17 protein-coding genes and 5 pseudogenes are annotated in these 20,202 nt (G+C 64.9%); 11 read left to right on the top strand and 11 right to left on the bottom strand.

The annotated features are described in order from the left end of the window. Positions 1 to 68: 68 nt before the first annotated feature. The 3 genes and pseudogenes from trbF to H1B27_RS40020 form a co-directional block, all read left to right on the top strand. A pseudogene (trbF, locus tag H1B27_RS10115) lies at positions 69 to 416 on the top strand (conjugal transfer protein TrbF); the annotation flags it as partial. Then, positions 413 to 1,447 (top strand): P-type conjugative transfer protein TrbG, encoded by a 1,035-nt coding sequence (trbG, locus tag H1B27_RS10110; protein WP_197965941.1) that lies wholly within the window; start codon positions 413 to 415, stop codon positions 1,445 to 1,447. The pseudogene trbF and the gene trbG, both read left to right, overlap by 4 nt. Continuing rightward, positions 1,444 to 1,647: pseudogene (locus tag H1B27_RS40020) on the top strand (TrbI/VirB10 family protein); the annotation flags it as partial. The gene trbG and the pseudogene H1B27_RS40020, both read left to right, overlap by 4 nt. Here H1B27_RS40020 and H1B27_RS10105 read toward each other — a convergent pair. The 3 genes and pseudogenes from H1B27_RS10105 to H1B27_RS40015 all read right to left on the bottom strand — a co-directional run. Continuing rightward, positions 1,627 to 1,983, bottom strand: a pseudogene (locus tag H1B27_RS10105) (Arm DNA-binding domain-containing protein); the annotation flags it as partial. The pseudogenes H1B27_RS40020 and H1B27_RS10105 overlap by 21 nt on opposite strands. Before the next feature lie 292 nt (positions 1,984 to 2,275). Continuing rightward, complete coding sequence (guaA, locus tag H1B27_RS10100) at positions 2,276 to 3,874, bottom strand: glutamine-hydrolyzing GMP synthase (RefSeq protein ID WP_197965939.1); 1,599 nt, start codon at positions 3,872 to 3,874, stop codon at positions 2,276 to 2,278. Between the two features lie 322 nt (positions 3,875 to 4,196). Further along, positions 4,197 to 4,475, bottom strand: coding sequence for a hypothetical protein (locus tag H1B27_RS40015; protein ID WP_246515325.1), 279 nt, complete (start codon positions 4,473 to 4,475; stop codon positions 4,197 to 4,199). 206 nt (positions 4,476 to 4,681) lie between these two features. On the opposite strand from H1B27_RS40015, the gene H1B27_RS40010 reads away from it, so the two are divergent. The 3 genes from H1B27_RS40010 to H1B27_RS10085 all read left to right on the top strand — a co-directional run bounded on the left by H1B27_RS40010 (position 4,682) and on the right by H1B27_RS10085 (position 6,100). Then, positions 4,682 to 5,194 (top strand): endonuclease/exonuclease/phosphatase family protein, encoded by a 513-nt coding sequence (locus H1B27_RS40010; protein ID WP_246515323.1) that lies wholly within the window; start codon positions 4,682 to 4,684, stop codon positions 5,192 to 5,194. A 102-nt stretch (positions 5,195 to 5,296) separates the two neighbouring features. Then, positions 5,297 to 5,629, top strand: coding sequence for a DHCW motif cupin fold protein (locus tag H1B27_RS10090; protein WP_197965938.1), 333 nt, complete (start codon positions 5,297 to 5,299; stop codon positions 5,627 to 5,629). 261 nt (positions 5,630 to 5,890) lie between these two features. Then, a complete protein-coding gene (locus H1B27_RS10085) occupies positions 5,891 to 6,100 on the top strand; it encodes a cold-shock protein (RefSeq protein ID WP_015686739.1) in 210 nt (69 codons plus the stop codon). A gap of 215 nt (positions 6,101 to 6,315) precedes the next feature. Here the strand turns inward: H1B27_RS10085 and H1B27_RS10080 are convergent, their stop codons facing one another. Further along, complete coding sequence (locus tag H1B27_RS10080; RefSeq protein WP_197965937.1) at positions 6,316 to 7,617, bottom strand: RsmB/NOP family class I SAM-dependent RNA methyltransferase; 1,302 nt, start codon at positions 7,615 to 7,617, stop codon at positions 6,316 to 6,318. A 29-nt stretch (positions 7,618 to 7,646) separates the two neighbouring features. Next, entirely contained in the window at positions 7,647 to 8,069 is a 423-nt protein-coding gene (locus H1B27_RS10075) for an MAPEG family protein (protein ID WP_197965936.1), read from the bottom strand. A gap of 122 nt (positions 8,070 to 8,191) precedes the next feature. Here H1B27_RS10075 and H1B27_RS40980 point away from each other — a divergent pair. Both H1B27_RS40980 and H1B27_RS10070 read left to right on the top strand, forming a co-directional pair. Beyond that, positions 8,192 to 8,287, top strand: a pseudogene (locus tag H1B27_RS40980) (acriflavin resistance protein); the annotation flags it as partial. Between the two features lie 69 nt (positions 8,288 to 8,356). Further along, complete coding sequence (locus H1B27_RS10070; RefSeq protein ID WP_197965935.1) at positions 8,357 to 9,199, top strand: metallophosphoesterase family protein; 843 nt, start codon at positions 8,357 to 8,359, stop codon at positions 9,197 to 9,199. Positions 9,200 to 9,213: 14 nt separating this feature from the next. Here the strand turns inward: H1B27_RS10070 and H1B27_RS10065 are convergent, their stop codons facing one another. The 3 genes from H1B27_RS10065 to guaB all read right to left on the bottom strand — a co-directional run bounded on the left by H1B27_RS10065 (position 9,214) and on the right by guaB (position 12,448). Then, positions 9,214 to 9,513: a hypothetical protein gene (locus tag H1B27_RS10065; RefSeq protein ID WP_197965934.1), complete on the bottom strand. Its 300-nt coding sequence runs from the start codon at positions 9,511 to 9,513 to the stop codon at positions 9,214 to 9,216. A gap of 150 nt (positions 9,514 to 9,663) precedes the next feature. Continuing rightward, positions 9,664 to 10,686 (bottom strand): NADPH-dependent curcumin/dihydrocurcumin reductase, encoded by a 1,023-nt coding sequence (gene curA, locus H1B27_RS10060; protein WP_197965933.1) that lies wholly within the window; start codon positions 10,684 to 10,686, stop codon positions 9,664 to 9,666. A gap of 268 nt (positions 10,687 to 10,954) precedes the next feature. Further along, positions 10,955 to 12,448 (bottom strand): IMP dehydrogenase, encoded by a 1,494-nt coding sequence (gene guaB / locus H1B27_RS10055; RefSeq protein WP_061876760.1) that lies wholly within the window; start codon positions 12,446 to 12,448, stop codon positions 10,955 to 10,957. Positions 12,449 to 12,958: 510 nt separating this feature from the next. Between guaB and H1B27_RS10050 the strand changes: the two genes are divergently transcribed. After that, entirely contained in the window at positions 12,959 to 14,449 is a 1,491-nt protein-coding gene (locus H1B27_RS10050; protein WP_197965932.1) for an MFS transporter, read from the top strand. A 105-nt stretch (positions 14,450 to 14,554) separates the two neighbouring features. Here H1B27_RS10050 and H1B27_RS10045 read toward each other — a convergent pair whose 3' ends face one another. Continuing rightward, the gene (locus tag H1B27_RS10045; RefSeq protein WP_197965931.1) at positions 14,555 to 15,241 is read right to left on the bottom strand and encodes an RlmE family RNA methyltransferase; all 687 of its coding nucleotides are present in this window, start codon (positions 15,239 to 15,241) and stop codon (positions 14,555 to 14,557) included. Positions 15,242 to 15,243: 2 nt separating this feature from the next. Continuing rightward, positions 15,244 to 16,329, bottom strand: coding sequence for a Ppx/GppA phosphatase family protein (locus tag H1B27_RS10040; protein WP_197965930.1), 1,086 nt, complete (start codon positions 16,327 to 16,329; stop codon positions 15,244 to 15,246). Positions 16,330 to 16,538: 209 nt separating this feature from the next. On the opposite strand from H1B27_RS10040, the pseudogene H1B27_RS10035 reads away from it, so the two are divergent. Next, positions 16,539 to 18,634: pseudogene (locus tag H1B27_RS10035) on the top strand (xanthine dehydrogenase family protein molybdopterin-binding subunit). A gap of 170 nt (positions 18,635 to 18,804) precedes the next feature. Here H1B27_RS10035 and H1B27_RS10030 read toward each other — a convergent pair. Beyond that, positions 18,805 to 19,605 (bottom strand): hypothetical protein, encoded by an 801-nt coding sequence (locus H1B27_RS10030; RefSeq protein WP_197965929.1) that lies wholly within the window; start codon positions 19,603 to 19,605, stop codon positions 18,805 to 18,807. Positions 19,606 to 19,710: 105 nt separating this feature from the next. Here H1B27_RS10030 and H1B27_RS10025 point away from each other — a divergent pair, with 105 nt between their 5' ends. After that, the gene (locus H1B27_RS10025) at positions 19,711 to 20,202 is read left to right on the top strand and encodes a YaiI/YqxD family protein (protein WP_061876767.1); all 492 of its coding nucleotides are present in this window, start codon (positions 19,711 to 19,713) and stop codon (positions 20,200 to 20,202) included.

Raw genomic sequence — 20,202 nt, 5'->3', positions numbered from 1 at the left:
ATCCTCTGGGGCCAGGTGATCGTTGTCGGCTTGATCGTTCTGCTGGCGATCTGGGGAGCAACCGAATGGACGGCGTGGCGGCTCTGCGCCAGAACTGGCTGCGGGCCTATGACTTTACCACCGATCGCGGGGCGGCTGCGCTCAACGATTTTGCGCGCAACAATGATCCGTTCGCCAGGCTGGGCAAGGCACAAATCTCCGTAGACGTCTCGAGCGTCATCCGCGCGTCCCCGGACAGCTTTCGGATCGCATGGGTCCAACGAACCTACGACAACGGTTCGTTGAGCTCGACCGAGCGCTGGACCGCCATTCTGACAATCGCGATTGAGACGCCGCGCGATGCCGAACGCCTGCGCAAGAACCCCCTTGGCGTCTACGTCCGCGCCATCAACTGGTCAAAGGAGTTGAGTCAATGACCAAGACGACGCACGACGCTCATCCGAAGCGTTCCATTTCGCTTCGCATCCTCGATTCAACCTGGTCAGAATTCGTGACTTCGAAGCGAGCTTTCCTGTCCGCTCTTCTGCTTTACTCGTCGGCGCTTGGTGGGTGCGCGACCTACATTCCGCCGGAGATCAGCTACGACGCCGAGGTCCCCACATTGCCCGCGCCTCCGGTGGCTCTCGACGATAGAGCGCAGTCGCTTCACGTTCCGCCACTCTGGAAACCGGCTCTCGGCGGAAAGTCGGGAGGGAAGGAAGAGCCCGAGCCGATAAGCCGGGTTGAGACGGCAAACAGCGCGGCCCGCGTCGAGCCGCGCAAGCGGGGGTATTTCAACGCGGCGCAGATCTACGCCTACAGCCCCGGGGCGCTCTATCAAGTTTACGCCGCGCCCGGTCAGATCACCGATATTGCTCTTGAGGAAGGCGAGCAATTGACGGGATCGGGTCCCGTCGCGGCCGGAGACACTGTGCGCTGGGTCGTGGGAGATACCGAGAGTGGCAATGGCGACACGCGACGGGTCCATATCCTGGTGAAGCCGACCCGCGCATCGATCGAGACGAACCTTGTCGTCAATACCGACCGGCGGACCTACCTGATCGAGCTCCGCTCCCGCGAGCGGCCCTATATGCCATCCGTCGCCTGGTACTATCCCGAGACGGTGCGCGAAAAATCGCGTTCTGTTTCTCTGAGACCGGTCATTCCGGACCCATCGCAGCGCGTCTTCCGCTACGCGATTGAGGGTGACAGCCCGCCCTGGCGGCCGGTTAACGCATATGACGACGGCAGAAAGGTCTATGTCGAATTTCCGCAAGGAATTGTTCAAGGCGAAATGCCACCACTCTTTGTCATCGGCTCAGACGGCAAGACCGGGCTCGTCAACTACCGCGCTTACGGCAATGTGTTGATCGTGGATCGACTGTTTGCAGCCGCTGAACTTCGGCTCGGTGGTGAGCATCAGCAGAAGGTCAGAATTGTCAGGACTGACGGGAGGCCTTCGTCATGACTGCCGGGAATGGAAGTGATCGAGAGCAGGCGATTCTGCCGCAGACACAGGACGAACAGTCCAGCAAGTTCCGGCTGAGAGCGGAGCAACCGCGCGTGACGCGGTTGTCGCGGAAGGTCCTGGCTGGAGGGAGTGCGGTTGCCCTGCTTGTCATCGGGGGGACCGTCTTGTGGTCGTTACAGAGCAATCGACCGCGAAGCCATCGGAGCCGCCACGAGCCACTTCTCCCCCAGCTCGCCGAAACTCCTGGCTTCAAGGAGACGCCGCTTCTCGCGCTGTTTCTCGATCGCAGGTGAACGGCCTTCACCGATGGCGCGCCTCGCATCGATGCATTTCTCACGAGCGCGAGCGAGCGACAGGCCCGTCGGGCCGTACTTCCCAAGAACCACAGTCTCGCGTCGACCATGCAGACGGTAGTCGAGCCTGAACGACAGCGTCCCGGCGGGCGAGACGACAACGTACATGCCGTCACGGTCGGTCACCTTGTACGATTTTTCCTTTGGTCTCAGTGCCTTAAGCGCAGCGTCTGTCAGCAAGGACTTCCCCTCCGGGCAAAATACCGTCAGCGATTTTTGAGCCGCGTTTGACCGGAGATTTCCTCGTTTTGCAGATACTTAGACAAAGAAAAATACCGTCAGACGCAGCATCGCGTGTGACGGTATTGATCAGGATCGATAGTTTCAATGGACGGCGACACCGTCAGGCGCCCCGTCTGTCCGGATTTATGCGTGTCGATAGTTCTCGAATGTCGATGACGAATTCGATCGTAAAATCAGTCTGTTAATTCGTGCAATTGGATAGAACGGGATAGCGCCGGCTGGGCCCGAATTATTCCCACTCAATCGTCCCGGGCGGCTTGCTGGTCACATCATAGACCACCCGGTTCACGCCCTTCACCTCGTTGATGATCCGCGTCGCGGTCTCGCCCAGAAACTTCATGTCGAACTGGTAGAAATCCGCGGTCATGCCGTCGGTCGAGGTGACGGCGCGGAGCCCAACCACGTAGTCGTAAGTGCGGCCGTCGCCCATGACGCCGACGGTCTTGACCGGGAGCAGCACGGCGAAGGCCTGCCAGATCTCGTCGTAGAGGCCGTGCTTGCGGATCTGGTCGATGTAGACGGCGTCCGCCTTGCGCAGAATGTCGAGCTTGTCCTTGGTGATGTCGCCGGGGCAGCGGATGGCGAGGCCGGGGCCCGGGAAGGGGTGACGGCCGACGAAGATTTCGGGCAGGCCCAGTTCACGGCCGAGCTTGCGCACCTCGTCCTTGAACAGCTCGCGCAGGGGCTCGACGAGCTTCATGTTCATGCGCTCGGGCAGGCCGCCGACATTGTGGTGCGACTTGATGGTGACGGAAGGTCCGCCGGTGAAGGAGACGCTCTCGATCACATCGGGATAGAGCGTGCCTTGCGCGAGGAAATCGGCGCCGCCGATCTTCTTGGCCTCAGCCTCGAACACCTCGATGAAGAGGCGGCCGATGGTCTTGCGCTTTGCTTCCGGGTCGGTGACGCCTTCGAGTTCGCCGAGGAATTGCTTGGACGCGTCCACGTGCACGAGCGGGATGTTGTAGTGGTGGCGGAACAGGTCGACCACCTGCTCGGCCTCGTTGAGGCGCATCAAGCCATGATCGACGAACACACACGTCAGCTGGTCGCCGATGGCCTCGTGAATCAGCACGGCCGCGACGGCCGAATCGACGCCGCCGGAGAGGCCACAGATCACCCTGCCCTTGCCGACCTGGGCGCGGATCTTGGCGATCTCTTCCTCGCGGAAGGCGCGCATGGTCCAGTCGCCGGTAAGGCCGGCGATCTTGCGCACGAAGTTGCGGATGAGCTTGGCGCCGTCGGGCGTGTGCACCACTTCGGGGTGGAACATCAGGCCGTAATATTTGCGCGTCTCGTCCTGGATGATCGCGAACGGCGCGTTCGGCGAGGTGCCGGCGACGGAGAAGCCGGGCGGCATCCTGGTGATGCGGTCGCCATGGCTCATCCAGACCTGGTTTTTGCTGCCTGACGACCAGACGTCCTCGAACAGCTTGCTCTCGGCCTTGACCTCGACATCGGCGCGGCCGAATTCGCGGTGATGGCCGCCCTCGACCTCGCCGCCCAGCTGCGCCGCCATGGTCATCTGGCCGTAGCAGATGCCCATCACGGGCACGCCGGAGGCGAAGATCAATTGCGGCGCGCGGGGCGAGCCGGCCTCGTGTACGGACTCTGGGCCGCCGGAGAGGATCACCGCCCTCGGCTTCATCTCCTTGAAGGCCTCTTCGGCCTTGTTGAACGGCACGATCTCGCAATAGACGCCGTCCTCGCGCACGCGGCGCGCAATCAGCTGCGTCACCTGGCTGCCGAAGTCGACGATGAGAATCTTGTCGTGCGCCGAGGCCACCGAGGGCGTCGACGCGGAGCGGTCGTTCTGTGCTGCTGTCATGGCCAGCAGATACGCTGGCAGCGGGCGCGCCGCAACCGCGCACGCCGCGCGCCCACATGCTTCTTTGGGCATGGACGAGCGGATATATGTCAGTAATATTGACCTATTATCGACCCGCTCTGACAAAGGGTCGATCAGGGAGATGCCATCTCCTGCGCGGGTGAACGAAGCGGTGCTGATCGTGCGGGGATCGGCGAACTATTTCATGGGATAACAGTCCTACGGACTCCATTGTGACAATAGGACGAAGGCCGGCGCTCCCCGGTGCCGGCTGCGACGATCCGCGCGCCTCGACCGGATGCGAGCCGTCTGGTAATCTCTACTACTGATTGAAATTCATTTTCATCCCTGGGAGATTTTCATGAAGCTTGCATCCTTCAACGTGGAAAACCTTTTCATGCGCGCGCGTGCGCTCAGTGGCCCCGGCTTTTCGGAGGAAGGCAAGACCGTCCTGAAGGCGGAGGCAGACATCAACGCCATCCTCGGCAAGCACAGGTACACCGCGAACGACAAGAAGAAGATCGTCGAACTGCTCGATACTCTCGGCCTCAAGAAATCGGACGAGAGCAAATACGCGATCCTGCGGCAGAATCGCGGCCATCTCGTCAAGCGGCCACAAGGCAAGCCGATTGACGTCGTGGCCAACGGCCGAGACGACTGGATCGGCTGGGTCGACCTCCAGCTGGAGCAGGTCAACGAAGAGGCAACACGCAATACCGCCCGGGTCATGAAGGCGATCGATGCGGACGTGCTCGGCGTCGTCGAGGCGGAAAGCCGGCCCGCCCTCGTCCGGTTCTGCAAGGACTCGTGTTCAGCCGGGATTGCGCGCAATTCGAGATTCAGACCGCAGCGGGAAGTTCGCTCGTCGTGCTCGCCAATCACTTCAAGAGCAAGGGATTCGGCTCCCCGGCGACCTCGAACGCGAAGCGGAAACGCCAGGCCGCGCGCACCGCAACCATCTATCGGCAGCTTCGCCAGAAGCACGACTTCATCGCGGTGATCGGCGACTTGAACGACACACCGGACAGCGATCCCCTCAGCCCCCTGTTTCATCAGACCGGACTGAAGGACATCAGCGAGCTCGAAGGGTTCGACGACGGCGGGCGCCCCGGCACGTTCAAGAACGGTACCGCCTCGAACAAGATCGACTACATCCTGCTATCACCGGCCCTGTTCGACAAGGCGACCGCCGGCGGCATCTTCCGCATGGGGGTCTGGGGCGGCAAGAACGGCGACCTATTCCCGCATTTTCCGGAGATCACCAGAGAGGTCGAGGCCGCGTCCGATCATGCGGCGATCTGGGCCGAACTCGACGTCTAGTCGACCGCCGCCGTGGGCGCCGGCCGGCGCCAACGGCTTGCGACCGTCGCGTTTGCGGCTATGAGGAGATCGCAACAAACCGCATCGACCGGATTCTCTCCCATGAAACTCCCCACCTCCCCCTTTACCGTCACCGACTGGAGCCGGATCGAGGCGACCACGCATCCCGGCGAGAGCGGTGAGGCCAAGTGGCGCACGCTCAATATCGGCGATCTCCGGGTGCGGATGGTGGAATATTCGCCGGGCTATCTCGCCGATCATTGGTGCGATCGCGGCCACGTGCTCTACGTGCTGCAGGGCGAGCTCGACTCCGAGCTGCGCGACGGGCGCAAATTCAAGCTGACCGCAGGCATGAGCTACCAGGTCTCGGACTTCGGCGACGCCGCACACCGGTCCTCGACGGCCACCGGCGCCACACTTTTCATCGTCGATTGAGGCGCCCCGTGACGGTTAATTTGCACCGCAAAATAGCAAAGACGGGCGACATCCCGAGCCGCGGGTGGTGCCTTGAAGTAGCCCCAAATTCTCGCTATATTGTGATCATCGATACTTGGCCGAACGACTGGGCCGCTTCGCTTCGTTACAGACGGGCGCGCACGCTTCAGATGACTTCTCCAAACATCGACTGAACAGGATCAAGGGCGCAGCGACGCGTACCGGTCCGCGTGCGTACCCTCTCTAACAAAGGAAATTCCCATGGCTATGGGCACCGTGAAGTGGTTCAACACCCAAAAGGGTTATGGTTTCATCCAGCCGGACGACGGCCAGAAGGACGTGTTCGTGCACATCAGCGCGGTCGAGCGCGCCGGCCTCTCCACCCTCAACGAGGGCCAGAAGGTCTCGTTCGACATCGTCGCCGACCGCCGCAGCGGCAAGTCCTCGGCTGACAATCTCCGCGTCGGCTAACGCCCGCGCAACGTTCTGACCACGGACGTACCGGCAGAACGCTAGAACAAGAACGCCCCGCGACCGGGATCCGGTCCGCGGGGCTTTTGTTTTGGCCCCCTGTCATTCCGGGGCGCCCGGAGGGCGAACCCGGAATCCATCGCACGGCGATTCTCTGCGGCTCCATGGATTCCGGGTGCTCGCATCGCGAGCCCCGGAATGACGGCGGGGTGCGGTCAGCCCGCCTTCCGCAGCACTGACACGAAGAACCCGTCCGTTCCCGTGCGGAGCGGCGTCATCAGCCAGCCCTCGCCCGACTGCAGCGCGGCCTCGCCAAAAGCTTCCGCCTTGTCCCAGAGCACGCTCGCGGTCTGCTCGGGCGGCACCACGCCGAACTCGGGATGGCGCGCGACGAATGCCCTCACCTGCTCGCCGTTCTCCTCCGCCAGCACCGAGCAGGTGATGTAGGCGATGCGGCCACCTGGCTTCACCAGCGGCACGGCGCGCGCGAGCACCTCGGCCTGGTCGCGCAGGCGGATCTCCAGCGCGCCGGGGCGCATGCGCCATTTGGCATCGGGGTTGCGGCGCCAAGTGCCGGTTCCTGTGCAGGGGGCGTCGATCACGACGAGGTCGGCCGAGGCGCGAATGTCCGCCAGCGGATCGGTCTCGCCCTTGGGCGTGCGAACGTCGGCATTGTGGACGCCGGCGCGCGACAGCCGCTCATGGATCGGGGCGAGCTGGCGCTTGTCGCGGTCGGTCGCGATCAGGCGACCCTTCCCCTGCATCAGGGCGGCGAGCGCCAGCGTCTTGCCGCCGGCGCCGGCGCAGAGATCGATCACCTGCTCGCCGGGCTTTGCCGCGGTAAGCTGGGCCGCCAGCTGCGATCCTTCATCCTGCACTTCAATGGCGCCCTTGATGAAATCCTCTTCCGCCTGGACGCCCGGGTTGCGCGCATCGGCTGAAAGCTCGATGCGTAGGCCCGTTGCCGACCACGGCGTCGGTTTCGCATGAAGATGAGCAAGTGCACGCAGCACCTTGTCGCGATTGGACTTTAGCGTGTTGACGCGCAAGTCCAGCGGCGCCCGGCTCGCCATCGCGGCGGCTTCCGCAGCACGGTCGTCGCCGAAGACTTTTTCAAGATGCGGATCCAGCCATTCGGGATAGTCGCCGGCCACGGCGGCAGGCGCGTCCTTCAGGGAGCGCGAGGCGAGCGCGGCCTGCTCGGCCTCGGTCAGCGGCGCCGGCGCGAACCGGCTGCCGTCGAACATCGCGGCCATGGTGGCGGTGTCCATATTGCGCTCAAGGCGGAGCATGCCGATCAGGCGCGCCCGCGCGGTATCGGAATCCATCAGGAACGCGCTCGAGGCGTAGCGGCGCAGCACGTCCCAGACGAGACCGGCGATCGCGGCGCGGTCGCCCGAGCCGGCAAAGCGGTGCGCGGTGCCCCACTCCTTCAGCGCCTTGGCCGCGGGCACGCGGTCCCTCTCGATGGTGTCGATCAGTTCGATGGCTGCGGACAGCCGGGCAGCGGGGGTCATTTGAATTCTTTCAAGCGGCGCGCAAGCGCCTAGATCAGCAGCAAGAGTTTCAGCGCGAAGTAGATCCACATCGCCAGCAGCACCAGCACGCCGGCAAGCCAGACGGTGGAGCGCCGGCCCAGATCGTTCGAGGACACGAAGATCCCGGCATGGGCAAAGCGCGCCACGACGAACACCCAGGACATCAGCACGATGAAGAGATCGGCGCGGCGCAAAGGCAATGCCAGCGCGATCAGGACGTAGAACAGCACCGGCAGCTCGAACTGGTTGCGGTAGCAATTGGCGATTTGTGTGGCGCCCTGCGGCCAGTTCGGCTCGCCCAGCGCAATGTCGCGAATCCTGGTTTCGCCGGAGACCAGCGTCTTGCGGCGCGCGACGACCATGCCGATCAGAAGCGCGAAGGTGAGAGCGACCTGCACGAACACCGGCAGCAAAACCATTTGAACGGACATCGGAACTTTCCCGAGAGGCGAAATGCCGCCGACCGTCATTAGCCGCGACTTCTGCCGCTGACAATGAACGACTTGAACCGGCGTTCCCGGCCTTGCGACCAATCATCGACAGCTAAAGCGATTTCGGCCCCTGGCATCTCGCCGATCGCATCGCCTCGCCGCTCGCCGGCCCTGTCGCCCTGCAGGACGGCTACACCATCCGCTACCGCGTGCTTTAAACTTTGTTCGTTGCGATCCATGCCCGCGCCGTCATCGTTCCGACGCGCGACGACGGGTAGGATGATCGCATGCCCGAATTTCGCCTGACCCAGATTTCCGACACCCATCTCGGCCGGCGCTTTCCCGGCCTGATCGCCAACTTCCACCGCGTCAGCGAGCACATCGACGCCGACAGGCCCGATCTCGTCGTCAACACCGGCGACGTCTCGTTCGACGGGCCGGCCGGCCACGACGACGCCGAATTCGCGAAGGGCCTGCACGACGCCCTACCCGTCGCCTGCCGCTACCTGCCCGGCAATCACGACATCGGCGACAATCCGACCGCGATCGGGCCGGCGCCGAAGCCGCCGGTCAGCCCGGTTCACCGCCGGCAATTTTGCGACATCATCGGCGAAGACCATTGGTCGTTCGACGCCGCGGGCTGGCGCTTCATCGGCCTCAACTCGCTGGTGATGAATTCGGGACTCGCCTTCGAGGCCGAGCAGTTCGACTGGCTCGCCTCCGAGCTATCGCGCGCGAACGGCAGGCCGGTCGCGCTGTTCCTGCACAAGCCGCTGTTTCTCAACCTGCCCGACGACCCCGAGACGCCGGAGACCTCGATCCGCTATGTGCCGCAGCCGGCGCGGGCGCGGCTGATCGAGATGTTCGGGACTATCGACCTGCGTCTCATCGCCAGCGGTCACGTGCACCAGCGCCGCGACTTCACCTGGCGCCGCACCCGCCACGTCTGGGCGCCGTCGGCCGGTTTCGTCATCAACGATCAGCGCCAGGACCGGATCGCGATCAAGGAAGTCGGGCTCGTCGAATACCGCTTCCAGCCCGACAGTCTCGAGGTTCGTCACGTCCGCGCAGCGGGCCAGGTGGACGTCGACATCGAGGAGCTGCTCGTCCAGATGGGCGGCGAGCATTAGCTCGCGACCGGTTCTCAGGCGACGCTCTTGAGATCCTGCTGGATCGCTGCGAGCAGGGATTGCAGAGCCTCGCTGTTCACCGGTTTGGCCGCCAGATCATTGGCGGGCGGTGGCCCTGGAGCTTGCGCAACCTTGACCGGACGCTTCGGGAATGGCGGCGGCGGCACCGGCATCGCGGCCTGCGTGAAATCGCCCTCGTCGTCGACGTGGACGAACTTGCCATGGATGACGTCGTCGCGACGGCCCATGACGAACATGGTCGCCCAATAGGCGGCGGCCAGCACAATGACGCAGAAAATACCAATCTCTAACATCGCAACACCTGAAATATGCGCGATGATTCAATGCCTTCGTCGGCCCGTCAATCGACCGGCACACCCACCTGCGGTTTTTGCGAGCAGGTGTGGCCGATCGGTGACTCTTTCTTAACCATTCCCGGCCCTTCCGGGGCCGGAAGCGGCGGCTCAGGCCTTGTCCGGCCCGACCCGCACCAGCTGCTTGCCGAAATTGGCGCCCTTCAGGAGGCCCATGAAGGCAGCCGGCGCGCTCTCCAGGCCCTCGGTCACGAACTCCTTGTACTTGACCTTGCCCTCGCGGACCCAAGTCGACATGTCGCGAAGGAAGTCGCCATGGCGGGCAGCAAAGTCGGAGACGATGAAGCCGCGGAAGGTCAGCCGCTTGGTGAGGATGTTGCGCATCATTGCGCCGGCCCATTTCGGCGGCTTGGCCTCGGTGTCGTTGTAATGGGCGATCAGGCCACAGACCGGCACGCGCGCGAACGGATTGAGCAGCGGGAACACCGCCTCGAACACGGCGCCGCCGACATTCTCGAAATAGACGTCGATGCCCTTCGGGCAGGCGAACTTCAGCTTGGCCGGAAAATCGGTTTCGCGGTGATCGAGACACTCGTCGAAGCCGAGCTCCTTCACCACATAGTCGCACTTGTCCTTGCCGCCGGCGATGCCGACCGCGCGTGCGCCCTTGATCCTGGCGATCTGGCCGACGGCCGAGCCGACCGCGCCGGAAGCACCGGCAACGACGACGGTCTCGCCGGGTTGCGGCTTGCCGATGTCGAGCAGGCCCGTGTAGGCCGTCATGCCGGGCATGCCGAGCACGCCGATCGAGGTCGAGATCGGCCCGAGCTTGGGATCGACCTTGATCAGGCCCTTGCCGTTCGAGATCGCATGCGTCTGCCAACCGGAGCGGATGCGCACGATGTCGCCGACCGCGAAATCGGGATTGTTGGAGGCCGCAACCTCGCTGACCGCCTCACCTTCCATCACCCCGCCGATTGGCACCGGTGCAGCGTAGGACGGCCCCTCGCTCATGCGCCCGCGCATATAGGGATCGAGCGACAGCCAGATCGTGCGCAACAGGACTTCGCTCGGTCCGGGCGTCGGAACGGCAAATTCCTCCAGGCGAAAATCAGACGGCTTGGGTTCGCCGGCGGGACGCGCGGCGAGAACGATGCGTTTGGCTTGGACCATGGCTTCCTCCGGATTGCTTGTCGGCGCGAGCGAAGCGGAGGGAGAGAAGCGCGTCAATATAAAAGCGATGGAGTTTGATGGCGTTTCGTCACGCGCATCCCTCCTGTCCCGGACGCGCTGCAGCGCTCTTGCGCTGCTGCGCAGAGCCGGGACCCAGATCGCGAAACGCGACCAAGCCTCGCGATGGGCCCCGGCTCTGCAGCGCACCGCTGAAGAAGCGCTGCGCTGCGTCCGGGGCACGAGCGCGGCGTCAAAGGTGAGAGTAGAACTAACCCCCGCCCGGATAGTTCGGGCTCTCGCGCGTGATCGTCACGTCGTGGACGTGGCTTTCGCGCAAGCCCGCGCCGGTGATGCGGACGAACTGGGCCTTGTCGTGCAGCTCCTTCATGTCGCGGGCGCCGACATAGCCCATCGCAGCGCGCAGGCCGCCGGCGAGCTGGTGCATGACGTGGCCGACCGCGCCCTTGTAGGGCACCTGGCCCTCGATTCCTTCAGGCACGAGCTTGAGCGTGTCCTTGATGTCCTGCTGGAAATAGCGGTCGGCCGATCCGCGCGCCATCGCGCCGACCGAGCCCATGCCGCGATAGGCCTTGTAGGAGCGGCCCTGCCACAAGAACACTTCTCCGGGCGTCTCGTCGGTGCCGGCGAGCAGCGAGCCCACCATGGCGATGTCGGCACCGGCGGCAAGCGCTTTCGCAAGGTCGCCGGAATATTTGATGCCGCCGTCGGCGATGACGGGAATGTCGGCCTTCTTCGCCGCTTCGACCGCATCCATGATCGCGGTGAGCTGGGGAACGCCGACGCCGGCGACGATGCGGGTGGTGCAGATCGAGCCCGGGCCGATGCCGACCTTGATGCAATCCGCGCCCGCGTCGATCAGCGCCTGCGCGCCTTCGGTGGTGGCGACGTTGCCGGCGACGACCTGCACCGAGTTGGACAGACGCTTGATGCGGTTCACCGCGTGCAGCACGTGACGGGAATGGCCATGCGCGGTGTCGACGACGACGAGGTCGACGCCGGCATCGATCAGGCGCTCGGTGCGCTCGAAGCCGGTGTCGCCGACGGTGGTAGCCGCGGCGACGCGCAGGCGCCCTTGCGCGTCCTTGCAGGCGAGCGGATGGGCGACCGCCTTCTCCATGTCCTTCACGGTGATGAGACCGACGCAGCGATATTGCTCGTCGACGACGAGCAGCTTCTCGATGCGGTGCTGGTGCAGCATCCGCCGGGCCTCGTCCTGGCTGACATTCTCACGGACCGTGACGAGGTTTTCGTGCGTCATCAGCTCGGAGATTTTTTGCTGGCGATTGGTCGCAAACCGCACGTCACGGTTGGTGAGAATGCCGACCAGCTTGCCGGGCGTGGACTTGCCCGCGCCGGTGACGACGGGAATGCCGGAGATGCCGTGATCGCTCATCAGCTTCAGCGCGTCGTCGAGCGTGGCGTCGGGGCTGATGGTGAGCGGGTTCACCACCATGCCGGACTCGTAGCGTTTGACCTGCCGCACCTGGGCGGCCTGCCCTTCGGGATCGAAATTGCGGTGGATGACGCCAAGGCCGCCGGCCTGCGCCATGGCGATCGCCATGCGGGCCTCGGTGACCGTGTCCATGGCGGAGGCCATGATCGGAATATTGAGCGGAATGGCGCGGGTGACGCGGGAACGGATGTCGACCTCGCCCGGCATGACATCGGACAGGCCCGGCTTCAACAGCACGTCGTCGAACGTAAGGGCTTCGCGGATGCCTTGAAGTTGCACCGTGGCCATCTGCCAACTCCTTCCTGCGGCCCTGCCGCAAATGCTTATGGATGAGCGCCGCCCTCGGCGTACCTTGCGGCATCGCCGGAGAATCGGAGCCCATCGGTGGGGTTGACGCGGGTCGATAGCACGGCCGCGTGACGAATCAAAGCAATTCGGGCCGCCGGCCAGCCATGCACAGGGGTTTTTTGGCCGATTCAGCTGGGTGGGGTCGGTACGCCGCCCCCTCCGCCGTGATTCCGGGGCGCGACGAAGTCGCGAACCCGGAATCCATCTCGCAGCGGATCTTGCGGTCCGATGGATTCTCGGGTGCGCAATTGCGCACCATAGCTCGCGCCACGGGGCGCGCCCCGGAATGACGGCGGAGCGAGAAGCGACGCCCCGAAATGACGGAGACGCAGGGTCACACCGTTGTTACGCGGGACTTAGGTGCCATGCGCCGATCCACAATGGTCTCCGCCTGGTGGCAATGATAAGCCGCAGCTCCGCCCTTCCTTCCGATTTCATTACCAATCCGTCATGGTCGACAAGCAACGCGTCATCCCGCTGATCGTGGCCACTGCTCTCTTCATGGAGAACATGGACTCGACGGTGATCGCCACCTCGCTGCCGGCGATCGCGGCCGACATCGGCACCAGCCCGCTGACGCTGAAGCTCGCGATCACCTCCTATCTGCTGTCGCTGGCGGTGTTCATTCCAGCGAGCGGCTGGACCGCCGACCGGTTCGGCGCACGCATGGTGTTCGCGATCGCGGTCGGGGTGTTCATGGTCGGCTCGGTGGGCTGCGCGCTCTCGACCTCGGTCACCGACTTCGTCTTCGCACGCATCCTGCAAGGCATGGGCGGCGCGATGATGACGCCGGTCGGGCGCCTCGTGCTGCTGCGCTCGGTCGACAAGAGTGCGCTGGTCAATGCCATGGCCTGGGTGACGGTCCCTGCCCTCATAGGCCCCGTGATCGGCCCGCCGCTCGGTGGCTTCATCACCACCTACGCGTCCTGGCACTGGATCTTCCTGATCAACATCCCGATCGGGCTGCTCGGCATCTTCATGGCGCTGCGCTTCATCGACCCGATCAAGAGCGAGGAACGCGAGCCGTTCGATCTCTACGGCATGGTGCTCGCTGGGCTGGGGCTCGCAGGCATCGCCTTCGGCCTGTCGGTTGCCGGCCTCAATCTGCTGCCGTGGAGCACCGTTGCCGCGCTGGTCGCGGGCGGCGCGATCTCGATGACGCTCTACGTCATGCATGCCCGGCGCACGGGATCGCCGGTGCTGGATTTCTCACTTCTGAAGCTGCCGACGCTGCGCGCGGCCGTGTTCGGCGGCTTCCTGTTCCGCCTCGGCATCGGCGCGCTGCCGTTCCTGCTGCCGCTCTTGATGCAAATCGGCTTCGGGCTGACGCCGTTCCATTCCGGCCTCGTCACCTTCGCCTCCTCGCTCGGCGCGATGGGCATGAAGACACTGGCCGCCCGCATCATCCGCACCTTCGGCTTCCGCAATCTGATGACGGTGAACGCGATCGTCAGCGCGTTCTTCCTCGGCGTCTGCGCGCTGTTCACGGTGGCGACGCCGCTGCTGATCATCATGGTCATCCTGGTGGTCGGCGGCTTCTTCCGCTCGCTCGAGTTCACCGCGATCAACACGGTCGCCTATGCCGAGGTCGAGACCGCGCAGATGAGCCGTGCTACCACCCTCGTCAGCGTCAACCAGCAGCTCGCGGTCTCGGCCGGCGTCGCCGTCGGCGCGGCGAGCGTGGAAACCACGATGTGGCTGCACCATGTCAGCGAGCTCAATGCCACCGTGTTCGCGCCGGCCTTCGTCGTTGTAGCGCTGACCTCTGCGGCGTCGAGCTGGTTCTTCTGGCAGATGCCCGCGGATGCCGGCCACGAGATCTCCGGCCGCAAGGCGGCGGAGATCGCGAGCCGCAAGGGCGCCGGCAAGGGCGCGGAGAAGGCTGCCGTCAAGGCGGCGAGCGAGGATACGCAGGACGTGCGGGACCAACGGCTGGGGTAGTTTCTCGCTCGTCATTGCGAGCGCAGCGAAGCAATCCAGAATGCCTCCGCGGCAACAGCCTGGATTGCTTCGTCGCTACGCTCCTCGCAATGACGGATGATGTGGCTACTGCTGTGTCCCCCCGCGAAATCCCGTCGCGAGCACGTAGCGCTCCGAGGAATCCTGCCGGCTCGCGGCGGGCTTCACATGGCGCACCGTGGCAAAGTCGCGCTTGAGCTGGGTGAGCAGCTCGGCGTCGGCGCCGCTCTGGAACGTCTTCGCGAGGAACGTGCCGCCGGGCTTGAGCACGTCGCAGGCAAACGCAGCGGCCGTCTCGACCAGGCCGACGATGCGGAGCTGGTCGGTCTTGCGGTGGCCGGTCGTGTTGGCGGCCATGTCGGACATCACGACGTCGGCCTTGCCGCCCAGCATCGCGGTGAGCTTTTCGGGGACGTCATGATCCATGAAGTCGAGCTGCGCGAAATCGACGCCGGGAATCTCGGGCATCTCCAACAGATCGATCGCGACGACCTTGCCCTTGCCTTCCGTCGATCCGACGCGCTTGGCGGCGATCTGGCTCCAGCCGCCGGGGGCCGCGCCGAGATCGACCACCGCCATGCCGGGTTTCAACAGCCGATACTTGTCATCGATCTCGAGGAGCTTGAACGCCGCGCGCGAGCGATAGCCGGCGGCCTTGGCCTTGGCGACATAGGGATCGTTGAGCTGCCGCTCCAGCCACAGCTTCGACGACAATTTGCGCTTGCCGCCGGTCTTGACCTGAACGTGCAAGCGGCCGGTGGTGTCCTTGGCCATACTCACCAGCTCCTGAGCGCGCCGTCTTCGCGCATCATCTCGACCAGCATGCCCTCGCGCAAGCCGCGGTCGGCGACACGCAGGCGCGGCAGCGGAAAGGCGCGGCGGATAGCGTCGAGAATGGCGCAGCCCGCCAGCACGAGGTCGGCGCGCTCGACGCTGATGCAGCTGTTGTTCGCGCGCTCCTCGTAGCTCATGCCGAGCAGCCTGCTGATGGTCGCGGTGATATCGGCATCGTTCATCCAGATGCTGTCGATACGGCGGCGGTCGTAGCGCGCGAGGTTGAGATGGATGCCGGCGAGCGTCGTCACCGTGCCGGACGTGCCGAGCAGGTGCATGTCGGCGAGATCGCGGCCGTACTCCTCCGCGAACGGGGCGACATGGTTTGCGACCTCCCGCTCCATCGCGGCATAGATCCCGGGCGTCACGTCGCGGCCGCCGAACTGCTCGGCGAGCGTGACCACACCGTACGGGATCGACATCCAGGCCTTGATGCGCGGCTCCGGGTTTTCCGGGTCGCGCTCGATCCGCACCAGCTCGGTCGAGCCGCCGCCGATGTCGAACAGGATCGCGCCGCGTCCTCTGGGGTCGACCAGCGGCGAACAGCCGAGCACGGCGAGAGAGGCCTCGGTCTCGCGGTCGATCACCTCGAGCTCGATGCCGGTCTCGGCCGCGACGCGGCTGCGGAACCCTTCCGCGTTCGAGGCCGCACGGCAGGCTTCGGTCGCGATCAGCCGCAGCCGCCGCGCCTTCCGCAGATTGATCTTGTCGCGGCAAATGCTGAGCGCCGCGATGGCGCGCTCGATCGCGGCCTCGCTGATGCACCCGGTCGCGGAGACGCCCTCGCCGAGCCGGATGATGCGTGAGAAGGAATCGACCACGCGAAAGCCGTCCTGGGTCGGACAGGCGATCAGCAGCCTGCAATTGTTGGTGCCGAGGTCCAGCGCCGCATAGACGCCGGTTCCCGGCCCTTGCACGCCAATGGCCGAATCGGCGGCCAACGCCACCGCCGCCATCGACCCCTCCAGCTCGCCGTGCGGCCCATGTTGGCTTACATGGCCGTCGCGGAGCCGCGTGTGGTCATTCATACAAATTGTCTTTCCGCGGCCGGTCGGGCCGGTCTGGAATTGATTTTTCGCCTGAAACATTAGCAGCGCGGCAGGCCTGCGCAACAACGCATCACATGGGACCATGCCCATTCGTGCGTTGTCGTGAACGGGGTGGTGGGTTATCTGAGGAGAGTCCGGTCTCCCGCTGCCGCGAAAATGCGCAAATGCCGGCTTTTCAGGTCAATTCCATGCAAGAACACACCAAATCGTCCACGCTCGAGAACGCTATTGCACTGCAAAAATATGGCGTCGGGCAACCGGTCCGCCGCAAGGAGGACGACACCCTGGTGCGCGGCAAGGGCCGCTACACCGACGATTTCAACCTGCCCGGCCAGGCCTATGCCGTGATCGTCCGCTCGACCCATGCCCATGGCATCATCCGCGGCATCGGCCTTGATGCCGCCAAGGCGATGCCGGGCGTGCTGGGGGTGTGGACCGGCAAGGACCTCGATGCTGCCGGTTACGGCCCCTTCACCTGCGGCCTGCCGCTGAAGAGCCGTGACGGCTCGCCCCTGCTCCAGACCAACCGCCAGCCGCTCGCGACCGACAAGGTCCGCTTCGTCGGCGATCCCGTCGCCTTCGTGGTGGCGGAGACGCTGGCGCAGGCGCGCGACGCCGCCGAGGCGGTCGAGCTCGACATCGAGCCACTGCCGGCGGTGACCGATCCCGAGGAGGCCGCCAAGCCCGGCGCGCCGCAGCTTTACGACCACATCCCTGATAACGTCGCGCTCGACTACCATTATGGCGACATGGACAAGGTCAACGCGGCCTTTGCCAGCGCCGCCCATGTCACCAAAATCGACATCGAGAACACCCGCGTCGCCGTGGTCTCGATGGAGCCGCGTGTCGGCCTTGCCTCCTACGACAAGAAGACCGAGCGCTACACGCTTCAGGTGCCGACGCAGGGTGTCGCCGGCAACCGCGCCAATCTCGCCAAGAACCTCAACGTGCCGAATGACAAGGTGCGCATCCTGACCGCCAATGTCGGCGGTTCCTTCGGCATGAAGAACATCAACTATCCCGAATACATGTGCATCCTGTATGCGGCCAAGGCGCTGGAACGTCCGGTGAAGTGGCTCGACGAGCGCTCCACCAGCTTCCTCTCCGACAGCCATGGCCGCGCGCAGAAGATCCATGCCGAGCTGGCGCTCGATGCCGAAGGGCATTTCCTCGCGGCAAAGCTTTCCGGCTACGGCAATCTCGGCGCCTACATCACCGGCGTCGCACCGGGGCCGCTCTCGCTCAACACCGGCAAGAATTTCTCCAGCGTCTATCGCACGCCGCTGATGGCGGTCGACATCAAGACGGTGCTGACCAACACCACGTTGATGGGCGCCTATCGCGGCGCCGGCCGGCCCGAGGCGAACTACTACATGGAGCGGCTGATCGACCGCGCCGCCGACGAGATGGGCATCAACCGGCTGACCTTGCGCAGGCGCAACTTCATCAAGCCGAACCAGATTCCGTTCCCGGCCTCCTCCGGCGTCACCTATGACAGCGGCGACTTCCAGGCCGTGTTCAACAAGGCGCTCGAAATCTCCGACCACGAGAATTTCGCCAAGCGCAAGAAGGAGAGCAAGAAGGCCGGCAAGCTGCGCGGCATCGCCGTCGGCTCCTATCTCGAGGTCACTGCGCCGCCGAGCCCCGAGCTCGGCAAGATCGTGTTCGACCCTGATGGCACTGTGCAGCTCATCACCGGCACGCTCGATTACGGCCAGGGCCATGCCACGCCGTTCGCGCAGGTGCTGTGCGAGCAGCTCGGCGTCCCCTTCGAGAGCGTGAAGCTCGTGCAGGGCGACAGCGACATCGTCCACACCGGCAACGGCACCGGCGGCTCGCGCTCGATCACCGCGAGCGGCCAGGCCATCGTGGGGGCCGCAAAGCTCGTCATCGAGAAGGGCAAGCGCGCCGCCGCACATATGCTGGAAGCGTCCGAGGCCGACATCGAGTTCGCCGACGGCAGCTTCACGATCGCCGGCACCGATCGCAGCATCGACATCATGGAGCTCGCCAAGAAGCTGCATGACGGCAATGTGCCCGAGGGTGTGCCTGACAGCCTCGACGTCGACCACACCAGCGAGCCGGTGGCCTCGGCGTTCCCGAACGGCTGCCACGTCGCCGAGGTCGAGATCGATCCCGACACCGGTGTGGTGCAGATTGTGCGCTACAGCGCGGTGAGGTGATCGATGCTCTCTCCGAGTACGGCATCAAGCACATCGACATGCCGCTGACCCCGGAGCGCGTGTGGCGCGCGATCCAGGAGGCGCAGGCCAAGGCGGCGTAGTTGTGTGTTCACCTCTCCCCGCTTGCGGGGAGAGGTCGAAGCCGGAGCGCAGCGAGGTTTCGGATGAGGGGGACTCTCCGCGAATCCAACTCTCACCGTCCTTGCGGAGACTCCCCCTCACCCGGCGCTTCGCGCCGACCTCTCCCCGCAAGCGGGGCGAGGTGAAGAGCCTACGCCGCCGCCTGCTCGCGCGGCTGGTAGATCGCGGTGTGCTGGCAGTGCGCGAGCGGCGTCGTGCCGTTGGCGACGACGAGCGCGTCGAATTCGACGAAGCGGTGGCCCTTCTTTTCGTAGTTCGCGATCACCCTGGCGCGCGCAGCGATCTCGTCGCCGGCGCGTGCGGCGGACAGCAGCTGCATGCGGCTGCCGACGTGAATCCAGGGCCCCAGAATGGTGTTGTCGACGAGGACACGGTTCATCACGCGCTGGATCAGTCCGGGATGGCCGATATCCTCGCGCGTGAAGATCGGGTCGGTCTCCCTGATGTCGGCGAGATAATCATTGGCGTCCTGCCCGGCCCAGCGTCGCGGCATCGTGCCCAGCCACTTGCCCAGCTCGAACGTCGCGGGACTGACCGGCTTGCGCTCGGCCACGGCAGGCACCTCCACATAGTCGCTCAACGACACCGCCGGCACCGCCGCCGGCAGCGAGGCCGTCCCGGTCGCACACAGCTCGGTGCGGCTGAACACCTCGATGGTCAGCAGGCCGTTGTGCTCGGTGGCGTCGACGTCGGCGGTCTCGCCGTCATAGACCGGCTTGATGAAGCGGGCCTCGACCAGCCCACGGGAGAGGAAATCGCGCCCCCAACGCGCGATCGGCACGTGCATCATGTAGGCGAAGACGTCGACGCCGGGGACCAGTCCGCCGGAAAAACCGAAGCGGCGCGCCACGTTGTCGTCGTGCATCTTGTTTTCGGACTGTTTGGCGGTGTTGTAGGCCTCGACGCGGTAGGTTTCGAGCCGGTTCGGCATGGGGCATCTTCCCTGTTTTCTTGTTGTTCAGGAGCGATCGTACGGCCTGAGGAACCGGGGTCAATCCCCTCGCCTTTAGGGCCCGAATGGGGTACCACGCGGCGAATGACTGACACCCCCACCCGCATCTATGTCGACGCCGACGCCTGCCCGGTGAAGGACGAGATCTACCGCGTCGCGCTCCGGCACGGCGTGCCCGTGAGCGTCGTTGCCGGCAATTTCATTCGCGTCCCGCAGGACCCCTTGATCGAGCGCATCGCCGCGGGTAGCGGCATGGACGCCGCGGACGACTGGATCGCGGAGCGCGCCAGGCCCGGCGACGTCGTCGTGACGTCGGACATTCCGCTGGCGAGCCGGTGCGTCAAGGCGGGCGCCGACGTGATCGCGCCGAACGGCAAGCCGTTCACCGAAGAGTCGATCGGAATGACGCTGGCGGTGCGCAATCTGATGACCGACCTGCGCTCGGCCGGCGAAGTCACCGGCGGCCCGCGATCGTTTGCGCCGCGCGACCGCTCCGCCTTCCTCTCAGCGCTCGACCAGACGCTGCGCCGGATCCAGCGCCGCCGCGCTGATGCGGCCGCCACCAGTCGGGGCTGA

Origin of the sequence: Bradyrhizobium diversitatis, from assembly GCF_016031635.1 — a bacterium.
Lineage (GTDB): Bacteria > Pseudomonadota > Alphaproteobacteria > Rhizobiales > Xanthobacteraceae > Bradyrhizobium > Bradyrhizobium diversitatis.
Note: the sequence above shows the minus strand (reverse complement) of the source record. Positions and strands in the feature narration are given on the sequence as shown.

Excerpts from the sequence above, each read along its gene's own strand:
- trbG (WP_197965941.1), top strand. The coding sequence starts at position 413 with ATGACCAAGACGACGCACGACGCTCATCCGAAGCGTTCCATTTCGCTT.
- guaA (WP_197965939.1), bottom strand. The coding sequence starts at position 3,874 with ATGACAGCAGCACAGAACGACCGCTCCGCGTCGACGCCCTCGGTGGCC.
- H1B27_RS40015 (WP_246515325.1), bottom strand. The coding sequence starts at position 4,475 with ATGGCCGCGATTCTGCCGCAGGATCGCGTATTTGCTCTCGTCCGATTT.
- H1B27_RS10090 (WP_197965938.1), top strand. The coding sequence starts at position 5,297 with ATGAAACTCCCCACCTCCCCCTTTACCGTCACCGACTGGAGCCGGATC.
- H1B27_RS10085 (WP_015686739.1), top strand. The coding sequence starts at position 5,891 with ATGGCTATGGGCACCGTGAAGTGGTTCAACACCCAAAAGGGTTATGGT.
- H1B27_RS10080 (WP_197965937.1), bottom strand. The coding sequence starts at position 7,617 with ATGACCCCCGCTGCCCGGCTGTCCGCAGCCATCGAACTGATCGACACC.
- H1B27_RS10075 (WP_197965936.1), bottom strand. The coding sequence starts at position 8,069 with ATGTCCGTTCAAATGGTTTTGCTGCCGGTGTTCGTGCAGGTCGCTCTC.
- H1B27_RS10070 (WP_197965935.1), top strand. The coding sequence starts at position 8,357 with ATGCCCGAATTTCGCCTGACCCAGATTTCCGACACCCATCTCGGCCGG.
- H1B27_RS10065 (WP_197965934.1), bottom strand. The coding sequence starts at position 9,513 with ATGTTAGAGATTGGTATTTTCTGCGTCATTGTGCTGGCCGCCGCCTAT.
- curA (WP_197965933.1), bottom strand. The coding sequence starts at position 10,686 with ATGGTCCAAGCCAAACGCATCGTTCTCGCCGCGCGTCCCGCCGGCGAA.
- guaB (WP_061876760.1), bottom strand. The coding sequence starts at position 12,448 with ATGGCCACGGTGCAACTTCAAGGCATCCGCGAAGCCCTTACGTTCGAC.
- H1B27_RS10050 (WP_197965932.1), top strand. The coding sequence starts at position 12,959 with ATGGTCGACAAGCAACGCGTCATCCCGCTGATCGTGGCCACTGCTCTC.
- H1B27_RS10045 (WP_197965931.1), bottom strand. The coding sequence starts at position 15,241 with ATGGCCAAGGACACCACCGGCCGCTTGCACGTTCAGGTCAAGACCGGC.
- H1B27_RS10040 (WP_197965930.1), bottom strand. The coding sequence starts at position 16,329 with ATGAATGACCACACGCGGCTCCGCGACGGCCATGTAAGCCAACATGGG.
- H1B27_RS10030 (WP_197965929.1), bottom strand. The coding sequence starts at position 19,605 with ATGCCGAACCGGCTCGAAACCTACCGCGTCGAGGCCTACAACACCGCC.
- H1B27_RS10025 (WP_061876767.1), top strand. The coding sequence starts at position 19,711 with ATGACTGACACCCCCACCCGCATCTATGTCGACGCCGACGCCTGCCCG.